This window comes from Clostridium mucosae, from assembly GCF_024622765.1.
Classification (GTDB): Bacteria; Bacillota; Clostridia; order Clostridiales; family Clostridiaceae; genus Clostridium.
The window spans coordinates 1-23,643 of the sequence record NZ_JANKAF010000023.1; the positions used below are offsets into that span (position 1 = coordinate 1).

General features: G+C 26.9%; 21 protein-coding genes. 18 read left to right on the forward strand and 3 right to left on the reverse strand.

The genetic code is table 11. The annotated features are described in order from the left end of the window. The coding region (locus NSA50_RS17415) for an IS30 family transposase (protein WP_257447180.1) at window positions 1-300 on the forward strand (300 nt) is incomplete at its 5' end. 186 nt (window positions 301-486) lie between these two features. Here NSA50_RS17415 and perR read toward each other — a convergent pair. Beyond that, on the reverse strand, window positions 487-894 hold the full coding sequence (gene perR, locus NSA50_RS17420; protein WP_195262606.1) for a transcriptional regulator PerR: 408 nt from the start codon (window positions 892-894) through the stop codon (window positions 487-489). Window positions 895-1,201: 307 nt separating this feature from the next. Between perR and NSA50_RS17425 the strand changes: the two genes are divergently transcribed. The 3 genes from NSA50_RS17425 (at window position 1,202) to NSA50_RS17435 (ending at window position 3,241) form a co-directional block, all read left to right on the forward strand. Beyond that, entirely contained in the window at window positions 1,202-1,534 is a 333-nt protein-coding gene (locus NSA50_RS17425) for a hypothetical protein (protein ID WP_195262605.1), read from the forward strand. A gap of 163 nt (window positions 1,535-1,697) precedes the next feature. Continuing rightward, entirely contained in the window at window positions 1,698-2,903 is a 1,206-nt protein-coding gene (locus tag NSA50_RS17430) for an EAL and HDOD domain-containing protein (protein WP_195262604.1), read from the forward strand. 116 nt (window positions 2,904-3,019) lie between these two features. Continuing rightward, complete coding sequence (locus NSA50_RS17435) at window positions 3,020-3,241, forward strand: hypothetical protein (RefSeq protein WP_257447186.1); 222 nt, start codon at window positions 3,020-3,022, stop codon at window positions 3,239-3,241. 34 nt (window positions 3,242-3,275) lie between these two features. Here the strand turns inward: NSA50_RS17435 and NSA50_RS17440 are convergent, their stop codons facing one another. Beyond that, a complete protein-coding gene (locus NSA50_RS17440; protein WP_257447189.1) occupies window positions 3,276-4,742 on the reverse strand; it encodes a nicotinate phosphoribosyltransferase in 1,467 nt (488 codons plus the stop codon). A 356-nt stretch (window positions 4,743-5,098) separates the two neighbouring features. Here NSA50_RS17440 and NSA50_RS17445 point away from each other — a divergent pair, with 356 nt between their 5' ends. The 11 genes from NSA50_RS17445 to NSA50_RS17495 all read left to right on the forward strand — a co-directional run bounded on the left by NSA50_RS17445 (window position 5,099) and on the right by NSA50_RS17495 (window position 18,041). Further along, window positions 5,099-7,090 carry an ATP-dependent helicase gene (locus tag NSA50_RS17445; RefSeq protein ID WP_195428819.1) on the forward strand — a complete coding sequence of 664 codons (1,992 nt, stop codon included), beginning with the start codon at window positions 5,099-5,101 and terminating at the stop codon, window positions 7,088-7,090. A gap of 63 nt (window positions 7,091-7,153) precedes the next feature. Continuing rightward, window positions 7,154-7,330 carry a DUF6019 family protein gene (locus NSA50_RS17450; protein WP_195262600.1) on the forward strand — a complete coding sequence of 59 codons (177 nt, stop codon included), beginning with the start codon at window positions 7,154-7,156 and terminating at the stop codon, window positions 7,328-7,330. A 17-nt stretch (window positions 7,331-7,347) separates the two neighbouring features. Further along, window positions 7,348-9,372, forward strand: coding sequence for a cell division protein FtsA (locus NSA50_RS17455; protein ID WP_257447194.1), 2,025 nt, complete (start codon window positions 7,348-7,350; stop codon window positions 9,370-9,372). 37 nt (window positions 9,373-9,409) lie between these two features. Next, window positions 9,410-10,600, forward strand: coding sequence for a M20 metallopeptidase family protein (locus tag NSA50_RS17460; protein ID WP_257447196.1), 1,191 nt, complete (start codon window positions 9,410-9,412; stop codon window positions 10,598-10,600). 66 nt (window positions 10,601-10,666) lie between these two features. Then, on the forward strand, window positions 10,667-11,638 hold the full coding sequence (locus NSA50_RS17465) for an RluA family pseudouridine synthase (protein ID WP_257447199.1): 972 nt from the start codon (window positions 10,667-10,669) through the stop codon (window positions 11,636-11,638). Window positions 11,639-11,651: 13 nt separating this feature from the next. Beyond that, complete coding sequence (locus NSA50_RS17470; RefSeq protein ID WP_195262596.1) at window positions 11,652-13,271, forward strand: putative polysaccharide biosynthesis protein; 1,620 nt, start codon at window positions 11,652-11,654, stop codon at window positions 13,269-13,271. A gap of 465 nt (window positions 13,272-13,736) precedes the next feature. Beyond that, window positions 13,737-14,255 carry an RNA polymerase sigma factor gene (locus NSA50_RS17475; RefSeq protein WP_257447203.1) on the forward strand — a complete coding sequence of 173 codons (519 nt, stop codon included), beginning with the start codon at window positions 13,737-13,739 and terminating at the stop codon, window positions 14,253-14,255. An 11-nt stretch (window positions 14,256-14,266) separates the two neighbouring features. Further along, the gene (locus NSA50_RS17480) at window positions 14,267-15,127 is read left to right on the forward strand and encodes a hypothetical protein (protein WP_257447206.1); all 861 of its coding nucleotides are present in this window, start codon (window positions 14,267-14,269) and stop codon (window positions 15,125-15,127) included. A gap of 16 nt (window positions 15,128-15,143) precedes the next feature. After that, window positions 15,144-16,052, forward strand: a complete 909-nt coding sequence (locus NSA50_RS17485) for a hypothetical protein (protein WP_257447210.1) — start codon at window positions 15,144-15,146, stop codon at window positions 16,050-16,052. A gap of 358 nt (window positions 16,053-16,410) precedes the next feature. Then, entirely contained in the window at window positions 16,411-16,971 is a 561-nt protein-coding gene (locus NSA50_RS17490) for a sigma-70 family RNA polymerase sigma factor (protein ID WP_195428813.1), read from the forward strand. After that, the gene (locus tag NSA50_RS17495) at window positions 16,968-18,041 is read left to right on the forward strand and encodes a DUF4179 domain-containing protein (protein ID WP_257447216.1); all 1,074 of its coding nucleotides are present in this window, start codon (window positions 16,968-16,970) and stop codon (window positions 18,039-18,041) included. Before NSA50_RS17490 ends, NSA50_RS17495 begins: the two co-directional genes overlap by 4 nt. 130 nt (window positions 18,042-18,171) lie before the next feature. On the opposite strand, the gene spoVB is transcribed toward NSA50_RS17495, so the two are convergent. Next, window positions 18,172-19,671 (reverse strand): stage V sporulation protein B, encoded by a 1,500-nt coding sequence (spoVB, locus tag NSA50_RS17500; protein WP_195262595.1) that lies wholly within the window; start codon window positions 19,669-19,671, stop codon window positions 18,172-18,174. Window positions 19,672-19,844: 173 nt separating this feature from the next. On the opposite strand from spoVB, the gene NSA50_RS17505 reads away from it, so the two are divergent. The 3 genes from NSA50_RS17505 to NSA50_RS17515 all read left to right on the forward strand — a co-directional run bounded on the left by NSA50_RS17505 (window position 19,845) and on the right by NSA50_RS17515 (window position 23,478). After that, entirely contained in the window at window positions 19,845-21,131 is a 1,287-nt protein-coding gene (locus tag NSA50_RS17505; RefSeq protein WP_257447220.1) for a hypothetical protein, read from the forward strand. Window positions 21,132-21,282: 151 nt separating this feature from the next. Next, window positions 21,283-21,780, forward strand: a complete 498-nt coding sequence (locus NSA50_RS17510) for a hypothetical protein (protein WP_257447223.1) — start codon at window positions 21,283-21,285, stop codon at window positions 21,778-21,780. A gap of 21 nt (window positions 21,781-21,801) precedes the next feature. Next, entirely contained in the window at window positions 21,802-23,478 is a 1,677-nt protein-coding gene (locus tag NSA50_RS17515) for a B12-binding domain-containing radical SAM protein (RefSeq protein WP_257447226.1), read from the forward strand. Window positions 23,479-23,643 lie beyond the last annotated feature (165 nt).

Below are 23,643 nucleotides of genomic sequence, written 5' to 3' on the forward strand. Positions count from 1 at the left end.
TTTAAAACAATAACTTCAGATAATGGATCTGAAATTTCAAACCTTAGTAATATAGAAAATGATTGTTCTACTAAGGTATATTTTACGCACCCTTATTCATCTTTTGAAAAAGGGTGCAATGAGAGGCATAATGGACTAATAAGAAGATTTATACCAAAAGGAAAAGCTATATTCCAATATACTATTGATGAGATATCTCGTATTGAAGATTGGATTAATACTATTCCTAGAAGAAAGTTAAATTATAAGACACTAGAAGCTCTCTTTGATCAATATCTAGATGCTATTTATTCAATTTAACAAAAATAGTTCAATTTGATATTGCAATTTAGAAGTGATAAACAATTTAAATAGGTATCTAACTGTAAAAAAACAAAATTAATAGAAATATTTACATAAAAATTAGTATATAAAAATTTGTAAAATTAAAAAAGAGCTGTATTAGATTGAATTTATTAATTCAATCTAATACAGCTCTTTAATTATTTATTGACAATCTTTACATAATCCGTAAAAAAATATTTTGTTTGATAGAACTTTATATTCTGAGCACTCCTCAGCAGTACGATTAAGAGTCGTAAATGATATATTTTCTAAGTCAGTTACCTTACTACAGTTGATACATTGAATATGAGCATGTTCATGTGAATTAGCATCATATCTAAAATTGCCTTCTCCAACATTAATTTCTTGAACTAATTTAACTTCTACTAAAGTCTTTAATGCTTTATAAACTGTAGCTAAACTCATAGTAGGATACTCAGGTTGAAGTGCTTTATATATAATTTCTGCAGAAGGATGTTCATCTGTACTCATTAAATATTTATAAACCGCTAATCTTTGAGGAGTAAGTTTTAGTTTCTTTTCTCTGAAGATAGAAGTTATATTCTCCATAATACACCATCCTTTTTTATTATTAATTAAATTATATATTATAAAGAATTAAGTGTCAACAAATGTTTTTTAGTAATTAATGCTATTAAATAATTAATATTAATTGTTGAAATATTTTAATTATATAGTAAAATTTTCTTGTTACTATTGTATTCGTTAATATTATATGATAATATAATATTAACGTTGTTAATAAATTAACAAACTTATATAGTTTAAATTATTTAATCTTATAAAATAATAATATCATAAAAAGTAGCAATAATATATAATAAAGATGAATTTATATTTATGAGGAGGAAATAAAATGGCAAAATATAAAGTTGGAGACGAATTAATTGTAATAACTGACCCTTCAGAGGAAAAAGTAAAATTAAGAGAATTAACACAACTTACCACAGATGGTGATTATGCGCAGATATCATGGGGATTAAAGATAATTAAAGTGGAATATGAAAAGCCATATGTAACTTTAACATATAGAAATGTAGATGGAGAAATAAATAAGGTATTTGCTGAATGTAGGGATATAGAAAATTTTGATCAAGAAAAAGTTTTGGAAAAAGCACTACTTAAAGCATTTACTAATGAAATAATTAATATATCAGTAGTTAAAAATAGTAGTCATTGCAAAAGATAAGATAATTAATGGTTTAGATATAATATTATAGATATGGAATAGAGTGCAGAATATAGACACTAATTTCATATCTTTTTACTTTTCTGTTAAATTTACTTAATTTCTTTTAAATTACATGTTATTAGTATATAATAATTATAAATTAATAATAGAGGATGAGAAAATGGATATTTTTATAGCTAGGCAAGGGATATATAATAAAGAAGAAAAAGTAGTAGCTTATGAATTACTTTATAGAAATTCTTTAAAAAATAATTTCGAAGGCTATATCGAAGATGAAGAGGCTACATATAAAGTAATAGATAATATATCGTCTTTTGGGTTAGATATATTAACTGATAATAAACTAGCTTTTGTTAATTTTTCAGAAAAGTTAATAAAGAAGAATATTGCAACATTACTACCAAAAGAAAGAGTAGTAATAGAAATACTTGAAAGTGTTAATCCATCGGAAGATGTAATTAATCAATTATCTTATTTAAAAGAATTAGGATACTGCATAGCATTAGATGATGTGGTAGATATAAATGATATTATAAATTTTATTGGGGTTATAGACATAGCAAAAGTTGATTTTCTTCTTTCATCTAAAGAATCAAGAGAAAAAATTGCTCAAATTTGTAAAAGGTTTAGTATTAAAATGCTAGCTGAAAAAATAGAGACATTAGAAGATTTGGAAGAAGCAAAAAGCCTTGAATATGATTATTTTCAAGGATTTTATTATAGTAAGCCAGCTATATTTTTAGGAAAAGATATGGCAATAAAGAACACTAGTATTTTTACACTTTTGATAGAATTAATAAGAGAAGATTATGATATAGATAAAGTTGAGTACACAATGAAAACAGATATTGCTTTAACATATAAATTCTTAAGATTTATAAATTCATCTTATTTTAGCTTTCTTCAAGAAGTTAAATCTATAAAGCAGGCTATAATGTTAATTGGAAGAGAAGAACTTAGAAAGTGGTTATCAATATTGTCGGTTGTGGAAATTTCGTCTGGTAAAAGTGATGAGTATGCTAAGAATATAGTAATAAGGGCTAAATTCTGTGAGGGAATATCTAAGATAATACACTATAATGATTTATCATCAGCCTTTATGGTTGGGTTGTTTTCAAACTTGCATTTAATGATGGAGAAAGATATCAATTATGTTGTTGAAAACTTACCTGTTAATATAGAAATAAAGAAGGCTTTAATCGGAGAAAAAAATATTCTAAGAGATATTTTAGAGTTAGCCTTAGCATACGAAGTACTAGATAATAAAAAAATAGAAGAGCAATGTACTAATTTAAAAATTGATGATGGAGTTTTAGTTGATATATATTGTAGCTCTATTGAGTGGTGTAAAAATATAGGGAATTAAGTCGATATTTATTTTTCAAAAAGGGATATAAAATACTTTATTTTAGCAAAAAGATATAATATAATATAAGAAAATTGTGATTTCGTTTTCACACTTTAGGTATTGGGGGGAGAGGTATGAGTAATTGTCCGTTTTGGTCAACCAATAAAGAAAAGGTAAGTTGTTATAATACATGTCCTATGTATTATAAAAGCGATGAAGCTGATACGTGTCCATTTAAGGAGGTTTTGTCTTCAAATAATAAAGTGGAGTTTGTTGGTAGCGTGGATGAAGACTTATTTTATTCACAAGATAGATATTTAAACTATAATATTGATGATAAAGTTATTAATTATTAAAATAAATAAAAAAGAGTGATTAAATCACTCTTTTTTATTTTATGCACTTATGAAGTAAATCTTGCTTTAGTGTCCATAGATCTTGGGATAAATCTACATAATAATTATGAGGATTTTCAAATCTTAATATTTCTGGCCACATTTTTAAGCTTTCATTCTTTGAAAATTCTTTTATTTCTAAAACTGATGGGCTTTCATATACTTGCTCGCCTTTATCAAATATTTGCACCATTAAATCTTTAACATAGAAATTAGTAACAGTTTTTCTTTTCCATGTTTCAATAGGATGGAATATTTCAAGTGGTTTTGATTCATCAATAACTTCATGATTTAAAGCTATTACGTCAGCTATTGCATTATGAGTTTCATTATCATAAATTCTGTATATCTTTTTAAATCCAGGGTTAGTAATTTTCTCAGTGTTTTCGCTTATCTTTATTTTAGGGATAATCTGATTATTATTTTCTACAGCCACAAGTTTGTATACGCCACCAAAAACAGGCTCTGACTTAGCAGTAATTAATCTTTCTCCAACACCAAATGAATCTATGCAAGCCCCTTGATCTAATACATCTCTTATTATGTGTTCATCTAAGGAATTAGATACTATTATATTACAATCGGAGTATCCAGCAGCATCTAAAGCCTTTCTGCATTTTTTAGTTAAATAAGTTATATCACCTGAGTCTATTCTGATTCCCTTAGGTCTTTTACCCATAGGTTTTAATATTTCATCGAAAACTTTTATTGCATTTGGTAAACCAGATTTTAATACGTTATAAGTATCAATTAGAAGTGAGCAATTATCTGGATATACTTCAGCCCAAGCTTTAAAAGCTGCATACTCTGTATCAAATAATTGAACCCAACTATGGGCCATTGTTCCAACAGTTGGAACATCAAAGTATTTATCAGCTATAGTACAAGCTGTTGAGTCACAACCTCCAATTATTGATGCTCTAGCACCATAAATTGCTCCATCATAGCCTTGTGCTCTACGAGAACCAAATTCCATAACTGTTCTTCCAGCAGCAGCTCTACAAATTCTATTAGCTTTAGTAGCTATAAGTGTTTGATGGTTTATAGTAAGTAATATCATTGTTTCTATAAATTGAGCTTGAACAACAGGTCCTCTAACTATTACTAATGGTTGATTTGGAAAAACAAAGTTTCCCTCTGGAATAGCCCAGACATCACATTCAAATTTAAAATTTTTCAAGTAATTTAAAAATTCTTCAGAAAAAATATTTTTGCTTCTTAGATATTCTATATCAGATTGAGTAAATTTTAAGTTGTTTAGATATTGTATAAGTTGATCTACACCAGCCATTATACAGTATCCACCACCATCTGGAACTCTTCTAAAATACATATCAAAATATGCAATTTTATTTTCAATTTCTTTATTGAAATATCCATTTGCCATTGTTAGTTCATAAAAGTCTACTAACATAGTAAGGTTACGTTCATTAGTAACATCAAATCTAATTAAATTTTCCATGTTTTTCTCCTCTTATAAATTATATATGTTTCAATTATAATATACATAATCAAAGTTAGTATTATATTAAATATTGGATATGATTAGTTTTAGAAAAAAGAGAAATTAAAAGCATATATTATCTATTTTTTTATAAGTTACTGAAATACTAACTTTATTTATTATCAAATACTTAGATATTTTAGTTGGATATTAAGTATTAATTGTAACTTATATACGTTTAAATATAGTAAATGAATTTATCTATAGGATAAATTACAATATATAAATATATTGTACATCTATACATAAATTATTACAATATAGTTATTTATAGCATAAAAAAGTCAATAATATAATATAAAAAAGGAGCAAATATGAAAATTTATTTAGATGAATATCAAAAAGAAGCTGTTTATATAAAAGAAAAAAATGTACTAGTTGTTGCAGCACCTGGATCAGGAAAAACTACAGTTATTATAAATAGAGTTAATTATTTAGTAAATGAGTTAAAAGTGAGATTAGGTAATATTATAATAATAACTTTTACTAGAGCTGCAGCTGATAATATGAGAAGTAGATATAAAAATGTATTTAATAAAGAAATTGCCCCTTTTTTTGGTACATTTCATGGATTGTTTTATAAAATTCTTTTAAAAGAGGGATTTAACATATCAATAATAGATGGGGGAATTTCTCATAGGTTAATAAAGTCTGTTTTATCAAAGTATTCAGATGAAGTAAGCGAAGATAAAATAAAGGAGGCATTAAATAATATCTCATTTTTTAAAACTTCCTTAAAAGCTATAGAAGAATTTAAACCTACTATGGCAAAAGATATTTTTATTGAATGTTTACAGAAATATGAGGAGTATAAAACTAAAAATGGACTTTGGGATTTTGATGATCTATCAATTAAAGTAATAAATTTATTAAGAGATAATCCTAATACCTTAAATAAATATAGAGAAATGTTTAAATATATTTTAGTTGATGAGTTTCAAGATTGTGATGAATTACAAATTCAATTCTTAAAGTTGATAAATCATGAAAATTCACTTTTTGCAGTTGGAGATGAGGATCAATGTATCTATAGCTTTAGGGGATCAAAACCAGAATACATGGTAAGATTTGATGAAATATTTCCAAAGGCTAAAAAGATATACCTTTCTATAAATTATAGAAGTAATGAAAATATAGTAGAAGCATCAAAGGAAGTAATAAAAAATAATAAGAGTAGAAATGATAAAGTTATAAATTCTTATAAGGACTCTGTTGGCATAATAAAATTTACAACTCCTTATGATGAGAGGATTCAAGGTGAAGAAATAGCAGGCATAATTGAAAAATCTATTGATAATCTAAGTGATAATGCAGTTTTATATAGAACAAACATGGAAGCAAGGAGTATGATAGATACATTTACTCGTAGGAGAATACCATTTGTGTTATTAGATAAAGGATATAATTTTTTTGAGCATTTTATATGTAAGGATATACTTTCATATTTAAAGCTTTCAATAAACATAAAAGATAAAGAAAGCTTTCTATCAATAATAAATAAGCCTTTTAGATATGTGAGTAAATCAAATTTAGAATATATAAGAAATTCATTTGAGGATAAATCTCCGTTTGACATATTAATAGATAAGAAAGATACACCGCCATATCAAGCAAAAAAGTTAGATGAATTGCGAAGGGATATATTATATTTAAATAAACTTTCTTTATCAGGTGCAATACAATATATAGTTTCAGGACTAAATTATATAGATTACCTAAAAGAGTATGGAGAAAGGTACAATCAAAGTATAGATGAACTTGAGGATATAATAGAAGAATTTAAGAGTGCAGCAGATGGGTTAAAAACTATAATAGAGTTACTAGGTCATGTTGAAAGAGTTAAAGAAAAAATAGAAGAGAGTAAAGCTGTACAAGAAGGCGTAATTTTAAGCACCATTCATGGTGTTAAGGGAATGGAGTTTAAAAATGTTTTTATAATAAATGCTACAGAAGAAACGATTCCGCATAAATCATCAATGGATGAAAATATAGAAGAAGAAAGAAGATTGTTTTACGTTGGAATAACTAGAGCAATAAATAATTTATATATCTTTTCTCCTAAAACACAAAGAGGAAGGTTTAAAGATGTATCTAGATTTGCACAAGAAGGTGGATTTAAAGATATAAATTTAAATGAGGATTACGGAATAAAAGTTAATGATATGATTCATCACAGAGCTTATGGGGATGGAAAAGTAGTATCAATAGATAAAGATGTAATTAAAATTGATTTTGGTGATAACCTTAGTAAAAGCTTCTCTCTCAAGGTACTAATTGAAAATAATCTTGTTATAATAGTGAACTAATTGTTCACTATTACTTTTTTAGGATGTATAATCTTATTATGGTAATATAAGGGGGATTTGTAATTGGTTTATATTTTAGTAGGAATATTAATATTTGCTGTACTATATTTTATTATAACATTTGCAGTAGAAAGTGGAGTTTATTATGCCTTAATAAAGTTTGAGAAGATTAGAAAGAATGAAGAGATAAAAGACAAAGATAAAGATAAAGATAATGAAGAAAATGAGTTAATATATTAAATATGGGGTGTTAGCAAATGAATGATGTAAATTTAAAGAATATTAAATTTGCACTAGATGTAGGAACAAGATCTATTATTGGAAGTATAGGAATAGTAGAAAATGATAAGGTAAAAATAATATGTGAAAAATATCTAGAACATGAAGAAAGAGCTATGATAGATGGTCAAATTCATGATATAGAATTAGTAGCAAGATCAGTAAAGAAGATAGTAGATGATATAGAGTCAGAGCTTGGAATAAAGTTAGATAATGTATCTATTGCTGCAGCTGGTAGATTTTTAAAGACTATAAATTCAGAAGGGAAAATGGAGCTTAATTCCGAAGAAGAGATAACAAAGGAAGAGATAAGAAACTTGGAGATGATTGCTCTAAAGGAAGCTGAAAGTGAAATAAATAAAACTACAGATGGAAAATTATATTGTGTAGGTTATTCAGTAAAAAACTATTATTTAAATGGATTTGTTATATCTAATTTAGTAGGGCATAAAGGTGAAGGAGCATCAGTAGAAGTAATAGCTACATTTTTACCACGTTCTGTAGTTGACTCATTATATACAGTTATGAAAAAGGTTGGGCTAAGAGTAAGTAACTTAACTTTAGAACCTATTGCTGCTATAGAAGCTGTGGTACCTAAAAACTTAAGACTTTTAAATATAGCTCTAGTTGATATTGGAGCAGGAACGTCTGATATAGCTATAAGCTCCAAGGAAAGCATATCTTCATATGGAATGGTTCCACAGGCTGGTGATGAGGTAACAGAAGCCATAGTGCAGGAGTGCTTGGTTGATTTTAATACAGCTGAATACATAAAAAGAAATTTAGAGTTAAAAGAAGAGATAACATATACAGATATAATTGGAGTTGAAAATACAATTAAGTCCGAAAGTATAAAAAAGTCAATTAGACCAGTAGTAAGAAAAATTTCTGAGGGAATTGCTTCAAAGATAATTGAACTTAATGGAAATAAATCGCCAAGTGCATTGTTTTTAGTGGGGGGTGGAGCTCATACCCCTTGGATGATAGAAGAACTTAGTGAAAAATTAAATATTCCAGTTCAAAGAATAGCGATAAAAGATAGAAAAGCTGTAGTTGAATGTATAAGTGATAATAACTTAGGATCAGCTGGAGTAACAGTACTTGGAATTGCTCTTGTGGCATTAAAGAATGGAGAAAAGGATTTTATAGATGTTATATTAAATGGAACTCCTGTAAGTATGTTTAATTCTCATAATCATACTATTATGGATGTTATTATACAAGCAGGCATAAATCCAAGTATGCTTATTGGGAAAAATGGCAAGAATTTAAGATATAAATTGAATGGTATAAAGCGAATAGCTTTTGGAGAAAAAGGAAAAAATCCTATAATTAAACTTAATGATAAACTAGAAAGCATAGATAAGCATGTTAATGATGGAGATATAATAGAAATATCATATGCAGTTCCAGGAAAAGATGCAAGACCTAAAATAATTGAACAAATAAAAGAGTTTAATAGTATAGGTATATATATAAATAATAAGTTAATTAATTTAGAACCAATCATTATTGTTAATAATGAAATTAGAAGCATAGATTATTATATACAAGAAAATGATGATATTAATATAATATTTCCTAAATCAATTAAAGATATAAAGGAATATATAATAAAAGAAGATGTTTCATTAGAAAAAAGCGGAGTAGAATTATTAGCAGATTATATAGTTAGTGAAGGCGATAACCTGATATATTATAGTAATTCAAATTTTTTAGACAAGCAAAAAGATGAAACAAATACAATTGAATATGAAGATAAAATTAAAGTAAAGGATTTAAAAGAAAACTTAGATATCAATAACGACATTCAAGTAACATTTAATGATGAGTTAATAACGCTTAGTGGACAAAAAGATTATATCTTTGTTGATATCTTTAATTATGTAGAGTTTAATCTAAAAGAAGCAAAGGGAATAATTACTTTGTTACTTAATGGAAATAAAGTGGGATATACAGAAAAGTTGAAAAGTGGGGATAATATTCAAGTTTTTTGGAGTTAATAAAGTTAAATTTCACATTGAAATAGGGGGCAAGAATATGAATTTTAAAGAGGAAGCAATAAGCATAAAGGATGAATTAATAAATATAAGAAGAACATTACATGAACACCCTGAAATAGGGATGGAAGAATATGAAACTTCAAAGTTTATAAAAAGTTTTTTAAAAAATGAAGGAATAGAATTTAAAGAAGTTTCTAAAACAGGAGTATGTGGAATAATAAGAGGAACTAAAAAAAATACCGAAGGTAGTGAAAAGACTATAGCCTTAAGAGGAGATATAGATGGGCTTCCAATTATAGATAAAAAAGTTTGCGATTATGCATCAAAGATTAAGGGAAGAATGCATGCATGTGGACATGATGCTCATACAACTATATTGCTTGGATCAGCTAAATTGTTAAATCAAAACAAACATTTATTTACTGGAAATGTAAAACTATTATTTGAGCCAGCCGAGGAAACTATAGGTGGAGCTAGATTTATGATAGAAGAGGGAGTTTTAGAGAATCCAAGAGTTGATTGTATATGTGGTCTTCATGTTGAAGAAACTTTAGAATGCGGAACTATAATGTTAAAGCCTGGCGTAGTTAATGCAGCATCTAACCCATTTACTATTACGATAAAAGGTTCTGGCGGACATGGAGCTTATCCACATACAACTGTAGATCCAGTTGTTATAGCAAGTCATGTTGTATTAGCCTTGCAAACTATAGTAAGCAGAGAAATAAATACATCAAATCCAGCAGTTATAACGGTAGGAAGTATTCATGGTGGAACAGCTCAAAATATAATACCAGATGAAGTAAAGATAAGTGGTATTATCAGAACTATGAGTAAGGAAGACAGATTATTTGCTAAAGAACGATTAATTGAAATTGTTGATGGAATATGCAAATCTTCAAGAGCAACAGCAGAGATAGATATAGAAGAATCTTATCCTAATTTATATAATGATGATTTTATGGTTGATTTATTTAAGATAGGTGCTGAAAAAGTTATAGGAAAAGAAAATATATTACTTCAAAAAAATTCCAAGATGGGTGTTGAAAGCTTTGCATATTTTGCAAATGAAAGACCTGCTGTTTTTTACTTTTTAGGTTCAGGAAATAAAAGTAAAAATATAATTTATCCTGCTCATAGTAGTTTGTTTGATATAGATGAAGATTGTCTGCCATTAGGCGTAGCAATGCAGTGTCAAATGGTGTTAGAGTATTTGACAAGAAGCTAATTTAATATTAATCTATAACAATGGGGAAAATATAGTTAGAATACTAAAAAACTAGGAGTGATTAGTTTGAGAATAGAAATAGGCACAAATGAAGCAGGTCAAAGATTAGACAAATTTTTAAGAAAATTATTAAAAGATGTTCCTTTAAGCAAAATATTTAAGGCTTTAAGAAAAGGTGATGTAAGAGTTAATGGAAAGAAACAAAAGGAAAATTACTCTTTACAAATAGATGATGTAGTAGAAATAAAATATATACAAAGTAATAAAGAAAAGCCAGAAGAAAAGTTTATTAAAGTTAATGCTAGAGGAATGAAGATCACTTATGAAGATTCTAATATACTAATAGTTGAAAAATGGCCTAATATTTTAGTGCACCCTGATGAAAAGGGAAAAGAGGCAAGTTTAACTGATTACGTATTATCATATTTAAATGAAAAAGGTGATTACTTACCTGAAAATGAATTAACATTTACTCCTGCACCATGTAATAGATTAGATAGAAATACTTCAGGAATAGTTATATTCGGGAAAAACTTTGAATCATTAAGAACAATGAATGAAATGATTAGAGAAGGTAAAGTTGAAAAGTATTATAATACATTAGTAAAAGGAAAAATTAAAGATGGATTATATAAAGGATATATCCATAAAAATGAAGAAGCTAATATATCAAGAATATATGATGAAAAAATAAATGATTCAAAAGAAATAGCAATGGAAGTTAAAGCTTTGAAAACAAATGGAGCGTATTCATTTTTAGAAATAGATTTAATAACAGGAAGAAGTCACCAAATTAGAGCACACCTATCACATTTAGGAACTCCTATAATTGGTGATAACAAATACGGAGATAGAAAATTAAATTCATTTTTTGCAAATAAGTTTGGACTTGATTGTCAGTTCTTATATGCATATAAATTAATTTTTAGAGATGCACCAGATAAATTAAGCTATTTAAACAATAAAACTATAATAGAAAGCTTACCACCAGTATTTAAGAAGATTAAAAATGATGTGTTTAAATTCACAATAAAATAAAAGGTGATTGGGTATGGAACAAAAATCAGCCGGACGTGGCTTTTTAATATTATCAATTGCAGGTATTGCTGGTAAATTATTATCAGCAATATATGTTCCTTTATTAACTGCTGTTCTAGGTGAAACGGGTTACGGAATATATACTGCTGGATATGATATATTCGTTTTTTTAATTGCAGTAACTAGCTTAGGTGCACAACCTGCAGTTACAAAGGTTGTTACAGAGCTTAGAGCAATGGGAAACCATAAAGATGCACTACGAGCTATGAAACTATCTATAAAGTATTTAGCTATTATAAGTATAGCAATTGCTGGGATTTTTATGGCTTTAGCATTTCCTCTTTCAAAAATAATTCATGCAGAACAGTCAGCTTTAACTTTTGTATTTTTGGCACCTGCAATAATTTTTGCTGCTATTTTAGCAGCTTATAGAGGATATATGCAAGCAGTTGAAGAGATGGAGGCTCTAGCTATATCTCAAATTATAGAGCAGTTAATAAATGTTATACTTAGTTTAGTTTTTGCAGGTATGCTAATTGCTATAACAAGTAGTAATGAATGGGGAAGCGCAGGGGGAACTGTTGGAACTTCCTTAGGTGCTATAATTGCAATAATATATATAATATATATATATGAAAAAAGAAATTATAAAGAAGAAGCTGAAAAAAACCATGATTCAAGTAGAAGAAGAGTATCAGATAAAAGGATAGTTAAAAAGTTATTTATGTATGCTCTTCCTATAACATTAGTTGCAGGTGTTCAAAATTTTGCAGGTGTTATAGATACTATGACTCTAGGAAGAGGCTTAAGTTCGGCAGGATTTAATCAAGAACAAATTAATGATTTAAGAGCAGTTTTATCATACTATAAAACTCTTGTGTATGTTCCTTTAGCTATAGTAACTGCACTTGGAACTTCAATATTTCCTAAGGTAATACAGGCTTTTGTACATAAGAATAAAAAAGACTTAAAGCAACAAACAAGCTATGCATTTAGGATAACATATATAATAATTATGCCAGCTACATTTGGATTAGCTATATTAAGTAAGGAAATATATAAATTCCTATTTAATAATACATCTACAGGATATACATTGCTTATGTATGGATCATCTTTACTTATATTTATGTCAATAACAACCATACAAAATGTTATTCTTCAAGGAATAAATAAATTATACTTAATAATAGTATCTGCAAGCGCAGGATTAATAGCAAAAATAGCTATAAATCTAATATTAATTCCAGTCCCAAGCATAAACATAATGGGAGCAGTAGTAGCAACATTTGTATCATTTATTATTCCAGCTGTAATAAATCATAGAAAAATAGAAAGATTTTTTAAGGTTAAAATACCTATAATAAGGCAAGCAATAGTACCAACAATATGTTCTATATTGATGACCATTGTAATATTCCTAGTAAAATTTCCGGTTATTAAAGTAGCAGATATGCTTGGAGGCGGAAGAGTTATTATTGCTGTAGCAACACTAGTTTTAATAGGTATAGGTGGAATAGTATATTTATATACAATGGTTTACTTTGGAGGAATAAGAAAGAAGGATTTAGATTTAATTTCGCCAAGGGTATTTAGATTCTTACCTAGAAGTCTTAGAAAAGAACTTATATAAAGAATTGATAATGGACAATTGAAAATGGATAATTGAGGTTAAATTCAGATGGTGCTGAATTTCTTGAATTGATTAGGCTAGATAAAAGAATGGGTTTTTGAAAGTATTATTTTAAGAGTTAAATCAAGAATTAAAGTGCTAGAATATAATTTATATTTAGTTGTAGATAAAAGAAAAGTCCTTCGTAGTTATGGAAACTACGAAGGACTTTTTGTAATTGATAATTAGTAATGGGCAGTGCATAATTGATAATAGTTAATTGAAGTTGAAATTCAGTAAAAATTGGACTTCTTAAATTGAAGTAAATAGATGTAATGATAGTGAATTATTTGAAAATAATATTTAAACTTGCTAATGAAGAAAGAATAATGTGAAACTAATAAATAAATATTTTTAATTACCATAAATTTATTTGGTTCTAAACGTATAATAAGTGAAGTATGCTTCAGAACAGATGGAGGAATTATGAGCGAGTTGGAATTTCAAAGATGCTTGAGAGAAATAAAGAACGGAAAAAAAGAATCTCTAAAAATAATTTACGATTACTATGGGCATGTTATTTACTCCTATGCCCTATCTATAATTAAAAGTGAAGATTTAGCAAAGGATATATGCCAAGATGTGTTTATAAAAATATGGAGTAACGGTAGTAAATATAAATATAGTAATAATCATAAAGCTTGGATAATGACCATAACAAGAAACACTTCTATTGATTATTTAAGGAAATATAAGAGGGAAGATATAGTAGATGAAATTAATGTAATTGATAATAAGGATATGATTGAAGATATTAATCAAAAACTTCAGATTAAAGAATCTTTAGCATTGTTAAATGAAGAAGAAAGAGAAGTTGTTATTTTGCATACAATATCTGACCTTACATTTAAAAATATTGGAGAGATTTTAAATAAGCCTATAGGGACAGTTACATGGAGATATCGTGAAGCTATTAAAAAACTTAGAAAAAGAATAAGTTTATAGGGAGAAGAGTTATGGATAATGATATAAAAGATTTATTAAGAGACTATTCTAAAAATAATATGCCTGATTTATGGGATGAGATAGAAAATATGATAAATCATAAAAAAAAGAAAAGAAATAAAAAAGCATTAATTATAGCAGCAAGTATAGGTATTATCTTTACTATAGGAATGACTTACAAAAATTTATGGGAGAAGAATAATACAGGTAATGGTATTATAAGTGAAAGTAATAATTCTAAACTTGACATTGCAAATAAAATTGATTTCTTAGAGGATTTAGATTTAGAAAAAGTTATAAAGGATAAAATAGTGTTAGGTTCAGCATTAGAAAACAGTTATGCAGATGATTCAAGATTTATAAATTATGAAACAGAGGCAGAGTCTATAGTTTACGGGAGAGTTATTAATGTAAATAGTTATGTTAAAGATGGTCATATGATTTATAGTGATATAACTATTAAAGTTATAAATGACTATAGAAATAATATTCAAGAGGGAGATAAGATTGTTCTTGGAGTTCATGGAGGTGAACTAAGTTATTATGATTTTATAGAGCAAGCTAACCCAGGATTAGTTGATAAACGAGGTTATAATAATATTGAAGATAAAACTAAAAAGTTTATTGAAACTTGGAAAGGGGTTCCTGTTTATAGGGTTGGAGAATATGTACTTGTTTATGCTAATTCTATTGCTAATGATGAGTATTATAAAAACAATACAGATGAAAATATAAGCTATGAATACTATCCATTAAAACAATTATATGTTGATCCAAATACTAGAGAAGTATTTGAATATATATATAATTATGAAAGTGATAATAAGCTTATTAAGCAATATGTAAAGTCCTTAGATTCTTTAGAGAATTAGAAAGTATGAGGTTGCTATGAAAAGAATATCCGTAATAATAATATTACTAATGATAATTTTAATAGTTGGATGTAATTTAGAAGAAAAGAAACAATTTATAAGTGATGACTATCAAATAACACAAGATGAAGAAATTAAAGTAAATATAGAAAGTGATATCGTATTATTTTACAATGAAGTAGTAACTTTCACTCCTGTAGTAGATGGAGATTCAAATAAAGAATTACAATATCATTGGATTCTTGAAGATACTTTTGAAGAAAAAGATATACATGGTTTTGTAAGTGATGAAGGTCCTATTTATGAGATCATTAATTCAGGAGAAGCGGTTAAATTTACACCATATGAGGATGTGAGCTATACAGAGGATGCTTATAGTGAAATAAAGGTAATTCTACAAATAGAAGAAAAAGAAACTAATAATATAATAGCAACAGATGAAGCAACTATTATAAATAGACAAGGAGAATATTTTGTTAAGACTTCAAAAGAAAAAGAACTTCAAGAAGAGATTTTAAAAACAGAAAAAGCAAAAGTATATGCAGAGATATTTAATATAGCATGGGAAGCCGATAAAGGATTAAATAGTGATATTAAATATGTAAATATAGATACAAGTACATTTAAAGATTTTACTGGAGAAGATAAAACACAATTATTTGACTATCTAGCTAAGAAATATAATGTAACTTTAATAGATAAGACTTTTCAAGAATTAGAAAGTGAAGGATATATAAAGAATTCAGCTTTTGTTGATGGTATAAGCTTTAAAATTGATGAATATATAAAAAATACAGAAAATGAAATTTCATTTGAAGGAACAAAGTGGGCTTCTGGTCTTGGTGCTATTGGATTTACAACTAAGGCGGAAAAAATAAATGGAGCATGGAAAATAAAAAAGTTTAGTATGACTTGGATTAGTTAATAAAAATAAAAAATATAAATATTTTAATCAATTAATATAAAATGAAAGTCCTTTGTAACTAAGAAATTACAGAGGGCTTTTTTTATAATGGACAATTCATAATTGATGATGGATAATTGAGGTTGAAATTCAGATGGAGCTTAATTTCTTAAATTGATTTGAATGAGTAAATAATAAAGTGAAATTTAGATTCGTATTAAAAATAATATATTCTAGAGTAATAATGTTTCTATAATAAAGATTTGTTAAAAAGTTTGAGAAAAGTTTATTTGTTGATAGATATACATATTTTGTTTACGAAATATTAAGTGTAAGAGAAATTTAAAAGGCAGGCCTGTATGGAAAGAAGGGGTAAATAATGAGGATTACAGAAGAGAACTTCATTATTCAGATGAAAATGAGAAATGAAAAATCTATAGATTACGTTTTGGATAACTATGGATGGATAATTAAGGCTATTGTAAAGAAACATTTATATAATTTAGAAAACTTTCAGGATGAATGTATAAATGATGTATTATTAGCTGTTTGGTATAACATTGAAAGTTTTGATGAGGATAGAGGTAAATTTAAAAATTGGCTTGCTGGTATAACGAAGTTTAAATGTCTAGATTATAAGAGAAAATATTTGAAGGAATTGTTATATGAGAATATTGATGATTTAAATATAAGTGTTGAAGATACAGCTAATAAAGAGATAATGAAAAATGAGTTAAATGATGAGGTAGAAGATCTGCTAAACAATCTTAAAGATGATGACAAAAGTTTATTTATGAAACTTTATGTTGAGGAAAAGAATATTGATGATATAAGTAGTGAGATGGGATTAAAAAGAGAAGTAATTTATAATCGGATATCTAGAGGAAAGAATAAAATTAGAAGCTTATTTAGATTGAATGAAAGTAGGTGTAAATTATGAATAAAAATATCTATGATATGTTAAACGATTATAATATTAATTTTGATGAGCTTAAAGAAGAAGGATTTAATGATATAGAGAAAAAGAAAATAAAATATAATTTAAAAAAATCCATTAATAAAGAAAATAAGAAAAGCAATAAGAGAAAAAAGACTATAATAGCAGCAACATTGACAGGAGTACTTTTTATTGGATTGATAGGAACTGATGTTGGAGCTACAGTAGTTGATAGTATAAAGGTGGCAAGTTATGAAATAGCAACATTTTTAGGAATAAAAAAAGATCTATCGTCTTACAAAACAGTTGTAAATAAAACTTTAAGTAATTATGAATTGGAAATTAAATTAAATGAGATTATTTTAGATAATGATGAGTTAATAATATCTTCAACATTTAAGCCTAAAGATGAAAAATTAGAGGGAAAATCAATTTTTCTTATACCAGAGGTATCTGTAAATGGGAATTCTTTGGGAGTAGCTGAGGTAGGTGGACTAGGAGGAATAATAATAGATGATTCTGGCTATTCCACAGCAATGGAATGTTCTTTTAAGGAAGAGGAATATAATGGGGACTTAGATATAAAAATTACTTATAGAGATATGTTTATAAATCAAGAATTTAAACGTACTGAGCCTATTACTTTTGAGTTTACAACAAGTAGCGAAGAACTTGCAAATAATACTAGGAAAATAGAATTAAATAACACCTTCACATTAGCAAGTGGTGAGGAGATAAAGTTAAATAAATATACTTCAAATGCAATTAGAGAGAAGATTTATTATTCTATAGATCGTAAGGGGAAAGATGTAATACCTTATTATTTAAAATTAAAGGGCCTAGATAATGAAGGGAACAAAATAGCCTTTATACTTAGTAAAGGAACTAGCAATGGAGGAGTATTAAAATTAGATAGTAAAGAATCTAAATTTAGTGAAACAGCTAAATTTATTACTCTCACACCTTATGCAATGCAATTTCCTATAGAAATAAATAAAAATAATAATATAGAAAAAATAAATGATAATGATTTGATACAAATAGGTGAAGAATTTTCAATTCAAATTAATTAACAATAAAAAAACAAGGGGAGTCGCGTTTCGCGACATCCCTTGTTTTTTTATTCAATAACTCTTTCACTTTACACTGCTATTATAAATTAGAAATATAAGTTAGCGTAGCCTATATATCTACAATTTATAATTATTCTTCTTCAATGCCAAAGAAGCTAAGTACAGTAAATATAAGGAATGTTAGTGAAATTACTATTAAGTTTTTAGTTATAAATAAATCATTTAAGAAGTTAGTTGTAAATAACCTAAGTATCATAAATATTAGTACTGACAACAGTAGAAATATGCTTATATTACTTGTTGATAAGTCTAAATATATATGCTTTTGAACTTCTCTAAGGTTTATAAATAAACTTACACTAGATGTTATAAATATGGTTATACCATAACCCATTATATTAACACCAGGAAGTCCAATAAATATAAATAAGCAAACAAGTTCTAGTACTGATACTATTAACGAATTTCTAAGTATTACTCCTTGTTTATTTAATCCATTTAGTATTCCAAACATAGTATTTGCAGTAAAGAAAATTGGCGCACTTAATGATGCAATCTTTATATACTGACCTAAGTCATCTCTACCGTAAAACATTTGGCCGAGTGAATCAGGAATTATATTACAAATTATGGCTGTAGCTAGTCCAAGTAAAAATGCTATCTTCATAACTTTTTTTATTCTTACAGTAGCATTGTAATAGTCACCCCTACTTAAGGTTTCTGATAGATCAGGAACTATAAGAGAGTTAATAGAAGAAATAACTATCATTGGAAAAGTAACTATTGTTAATGCCATTCCAGTAAATTTTCCTATCATTCCTAATGCCACGGTAGTATCAAAGCCAGCAGCTGCTAATCTTCTAGGAACTAGTAAGGTTGATGCTGTACCAAATAAATTTCCAAGAAATCCATTAAGGCATAATGGGAATGCAATTATAAAAACATTAAATAACAATTGTGAAGCTCTTTCAGGTTTATCAACAGATGGAGGAACTTTCTTTGCAAGGTTTTTATAATATACAAATAATAAAAGTAAACTTTGAAGTTCTCCAATTGCTAAGGAAACATAAGCTAAAGTTACCATAGATGTAATTGTTGTAGCTTTAAACATATAAATTAATAAAGCAATAGTGATAATACGCATAGCTTTTTCTAGAATATCAATAAAAGAAGGAACTACTATCTTAGAGACTCCATAAAAATAACCTTTTAATATATTAGATAAAGCTATAAATACCATTGCTGGACAAGTTACTCTGATAGCATTAACAGTTCTCAAATCATGTATACCGTATTTACTTATGTAGGGAGCTAAAAAGAATACCATAATTCCTATGGCAATTGCCCATATTACATTAAAGCTTGCAACTGTTCTTATAGTCTTACTTATGTTATTATATTGGCCTTTAGATTTATATATTGCAGATACTTGGGATATAGCTGCTATAATTCCAGCGGTCATTAAACAGATAAAAAGGTTATATATAGGCATTACTAAGCCATATAATCCTATCCCAACAGGGCCTATAAGTTTTGATAAGTAAATTGAAAAAATAAATCCTAAAATTCCTGTGGTTATATTAGATGCTGTAAGAAGAAAAGAATTTCTTACAAAACTATCTTTTCCCAAAGTTTATCACCCCCAATTAGTACACTTATATCTATTCCTAAATAAAAGAAAATATGCCTTTACTAAATATTAAGAAAATAAATAAATAAAGGGAAAATTAAATTATCATAAAGGTAATAATTTATGTATTTCAAAATATAAATTAAACATAAATAGAAAATAAGGGGGAGGACATGAAGAGGTTTATTAAATTTTTGCTTGTTTCAATTATAGTAGTGACTATCGCCTTTGGAATTTTTAAGGTTACAAATAAATATGATTTAGATATTTTAAATAAAAACATAGATTGGTCAATAAGCCTTAAAGGGTGTGAAGGAGCTAAAAGTTTTGCCTTTGATGAGGAAGGTAATTTATATCTAGCATTTGAAGATACAATCAGAGTACTTAATAAAGATGGAAATGATGAACTAATAATAAGAGAAAGTAAATTTAATATTTTAGATATCCTATATTATAATAAAAAGTTATACATAGCTACAGACAATAGGGTATTAGAATATAACTTAGACACAAAATCCTATAAGGAACTTATAACTGAAATACCTAATGATGGCATAAATAAGAAGGTAAATTTGCTTTTAGATAATGATAAACTTTATTTTTCTGTTGGAAGTAATACTAATGCTGGAGTTGTTAATTCAAAAGGGGAAGCATTCGATATTGCAACTAGTCCATGGATTTTAACAGGAAACAATTATGGAGATGGAAAAACTGGGGCTTTTTCTCCTTATTCAGTAAGTAACGAGGTAGGAGAAAAGGTAGAATCTAAAAAAATAGGTAATGCTGCTATATTATCTTATGATATTAATACTGAGGAAGTAAAATTATATGCTCATGGAATAAGAAATATAAATGGATGGGATATAGATAGTGAGGGGAAAATTAAAGCAATAGTTGGAGGCATGGAAGATTTACCTCCTAGAAATATAAAAGATGATAAGGATTATATTTATAATATTGAAGAGGAAAACTGGTATGGATGGCCAGATTATAGTGGCGGAGACCCTATAACATCACCAAGATTTACAGAGTCAGTAAGACAAGAATTTTTAATAAAGAATCATCCAGATAAAAATCCAAGTGCTCCTATGTATCAAGATAACGATGTTTCATCATTACAAGGACTAGCAATAGATAAAGAAGGAATATGCTTTGAAAAGAACACTATTATCTTTGGAAATAATAAAAAAGGATTTATTTATGCGCTAAGCAAAGAGGGAGTAGCAAGAGATTTAGTAGACTTAGGAGATAAAAGTAAGATAGAGAAAATATTATTTTATAAAGATAGTTTTTATATTTTAGATAGTAAACTTGGATGTTTATATAATCTTGAATACAACAAATCTGGTAAATTATTTAGGCTGCCAAAGGTATTTTGGATTTTTTCTATAGTATTTATTATAGTGATAATTACATGTATACTAATAAAAAATAAAAATGTAAAAGATAATATTAAGTGATAAAAGGAAGAGAAATTCTTTGGAAATATATAAGTATAATCTATTTGTGTATTTTAAAGAAACCTCTTCTTTTTTATAAAAATTATTAATAAATTACAGAAGTAATAAATATAAATATAATATAACTTATGTAATTAGGAGGTAAGGTGAGATGGAAAAAACTATAGTACTTAATTTATCTGATGTAAAGCTAAATGGAGATATACTAGATGTTGGGGAGAGTTTCGGGGTTATTTACAATATATCAAAAGATGTAATGGATGAAATTTCAGTGGATTATGTTGGTGGAGATAATTCAAGTATAGTTCTTAATGAAGAAGAATATGACACTTGCACAATGTTTTTTCATTTAAGCAAGCTATGGAACAATTCTAGTAGATTAAAGCTGATTGAAGAAATAACAAAGTACATTAAAGTTGGTGGAGAAATATTTATATGGGATATAAATAAAGAAGTGAAAGAGATGATTAATAATAAAATAATGGCTGTACTACCTTCTGGTAAAGTAAGAGAATTTGAATTCAAAAATTTAAATCCAATAATAAAGTCAAATATAGAGGATAATAAAAAATTACTTGAAAAATACTATAAAATAGAAGAAACTAAATTATGGGAGGATATACATTTTATAAAGGGGATAAAACTTTAATTTGAAAGGAAGAAGATACGTATGAAAATTTTATTTACAGCTATAAATTCTAAATTTGTACACAGTAATTTAGCAGTTAGATACCTAAGAGCCTTTACTAAAGATATGGATTATGATTGTAAGATTAGAGAGTTTTCTATTAATGATAGGGATGAAAAGATATTAGAAGAAATAATAAAGGAAAGGCCGAATGTAGTGGCCTTTTCGACTTATATCTGGAATATAGAAATGATAAAAAGACTTTCTAATCTTATAAAATTAGTAGATGAAGATATAGAGATATTGTATGGAGGTCCAGAAGTATCTTACGATAGTCAAAACATATTAAAAGAATTAAATGGGGAATATATCATTGAAGGAGAAGGCGAAAAAACATATAGAGAATTTGTAGAGTATAAATTAGGAATAAGAGAAATAAATTCAGTAAGAAGTTTATATTACAAAATTGATGGAGAAGTAATATCAAATGGTAAAAGACCTCTTATGAATATGAATGAATTAATATTCCCATATGAAGAAGATGAAAATTTAGATAATAAAATAGTATATTACGAAGCTTCTAGGGGATGTCCATTTAATTGCAAATATTGTTTATCATCAACTACTCACGGGGTTAGATTCTTAGATATAGACAGAGTAAAACAAGAATTGAAATATTTTATAGATAAGGAAGTTAGGCTTGTAAAGTTTGTAGACAGAACTTTTAACTGTAATCATAAATTTACTATGGCAATTTGGGAGTTTCTTATTAATCAAGATACTAAAACACAATTCCATTTTGAAATATCAGCAGATATATTAAAACAATCTGAACTTGAATTATTAAGAAAAGCACCAAAGGATAGATTCCAATTTGAAGTTGGAGTACAAACAACAAATGATGATGTATTAAATAGAATAAATAGATTTGTAAATTTTAGTGACATAAAAGAAAAAGTAGAAGAACTTCTGCAAATCAGAAACATAAAACAACATCTTGATTTAATAGCAGGACTTCCAGGAGAAGATTATAATTCATTCAAAAAATCATTTAACGATGTTTATAGTATAAAGCCAGAAGAAATTCAACTAGGATTTTTAAAGCTTTTAAGAGGGTCATCAATGAGGGAAGAAGCAGAAGAGTATGGAATGAAATACTCTCCATATCCACCATATGAAATTCTGAAAACTAAAGATATAAGCTATGATGAATTAATAAAGCTTAAGAAAGTAGAGGAAATGGTCGATAAATATTATAACTCTCAAAAATTTAATAACATAATAAAATACTTGGTAAAGAGATTTGATACACCGTTTGATTTTTACTATACTTTAGGTAATTATTTTGACTCTAAAGGCTATTTTGATAGAAACATAGGAAATAGTGAGTATTATAAAGTATTTTTAGATTTTAATATGGAAATATTAAAAGAAGATAATTTTATATTAAAAGAAATATTAAAGTTTGATTATCTTAGATTTAATAAAAAAAGAGGTATTCCGGGATTTATACAAAGAAACCTTGATAAAGAAGAAGAGATAAAAATAAAAGACCAATTTAAGGGTATATATTCCTTTAAAGATTATCATCTAGAAGTTTTTGATATAAACATTAGTAAGTTTATAAAGGATTCTACTGTAGTTAAAGAAAAGGATTATTATTTATTTGGTCATGGAGGTGATATAGTACATATAACAGATAAAATAACAGAAATTTAAGAAAATATAAAATCTATAATAAACAAACGAGGAAAACATTTACAATAATTGAAAGATTACGTTTGTTTGTCCAGACGAAGAATAAATATGTTGAAAAAAACGTCAAACAGTGTATAATGGAAAATAGAAAAGAGTAATTAATACTACATAAAGTATTAATTACTA

Excerpts from the sequence above, each read along its gene's own strand:
- NSA50_RS17445 (WP_195428819.1), top strand. The coding sequence starts at position 5,099 with ATGAAAATTTATTTAGATGAATATCAAAAAGAAGCTGTTTATATAAAA.
- NSA50_RS17460 (WP_257447196.1), top strand. The coding sequence starts at position 9,410 with ATGAATTTTAAAGAGGAAGCAATAAGCATAAAGGATGAATTAATAAAT.
- NSA50_RS17485 (WP_257447210.1), top strand. The coding sequence starts at position 15,144 with ATGAAAAGAATATCCGTAATAATAATATTACTAATGATAATTTTAATA.
- NSA50_RS17490 (WP_195428813.1), top strand. The coding sequence starts at position 16,411 with ATGAGGATTACAGAAGAGAACTTCATTATTCAGATGAAAATGAGAAAT.
- NSA50_RS17505 (WP_257447220.1), top strand. The coding sequence starts at position 19,845 with ATGAAGAGGTTTATTAAATTTTTGCTTGTTTCAATTATAGTAGTGACT.
- NSA50_RS17515 (WP_257447226.1), top strand. The coding sequence starts at position 21,802 with ATGAAAATTTTATTTACAGCTATAAATTCTAAATTTGTACACAGTAAT.
- NSA50_RS17495 (WP_257447216.1), top strand. The coding sequence starts at position 16,968 with ATGAATAAAAATATCTATGATATGTTAAACGATTATAATATTAATTTT.
- NSA50_RS17455 (WP_257447194.1), top strand. The coding sequence starts at position 7,348 with ATGAATGATGTAAATTTAAAGAATATTAAATTTGCACTAGATGTAGGA.
- NSA50_RS17435 (WP_257447186.1), top strand. The coding sequence starts at position 3,020 with ATGAGTAATTGTCCGTTTTGGTCAACCAATAAAGAAAAGGTAAGTTGT.
- NSA50_RS17475 (WP_257447203.1), top strand. The coding sequence starts at position 13,737 with ATGAGCGAGTTGGAATTTCAAAGATGCTTGAGAGAAATAAAGAACGGA.
- NSA50_RS17440 (WP_257447189.1), bottom strand. The coding sequence starts at position 4,742 with ATGGAAAATTTAATTAGATTTGATGTTACTAATGAACGTAACCTTACT.
- NSA50_RS17510 (WP_257447223.1), top strand. The coding sequence starts at position 21,283 with ATGGAAAAAACTATAGTACTTAATTTATCTGATGTAAAGCTAAATGGA.
- NSA50_RS17425 (WP_195262605.1), top strand. The coding sequence starts at position 1,202 with ATGGCAAAATATAAAGTTGGAGACGAATTAATTGTAATAACTGACCCT.
- NSA50_RS17430 (WP_195262604.1), top strand. The coding sequence starts at position 1,698 with ATGGATATTTTTATAGCTAGGCAAGGGATATATAATAAAGAAGAAAAA.
- perR (WP_195262606.1), bottom strand. The coding sequence starts at position 894 with ATGGAGAATATAACTTCTATCTTCAGAGAAAAGAAACTAAAACTTACT.
- NSA50_RS17480 (WP_257447206.1), top strand. The coding sequence starts at position 14,267 with ATGGATAATGATATAAAAGATTTATTAAGAGACTATTCTAAAAATAAT.
- NSA50_RS17470 (WP_195262596.1), top strand. The coding sequence starts at position 11,652 with ATGGAACAAAAATCAGCCGGACGTGGCTTTTTAATATTATCAATTGCA.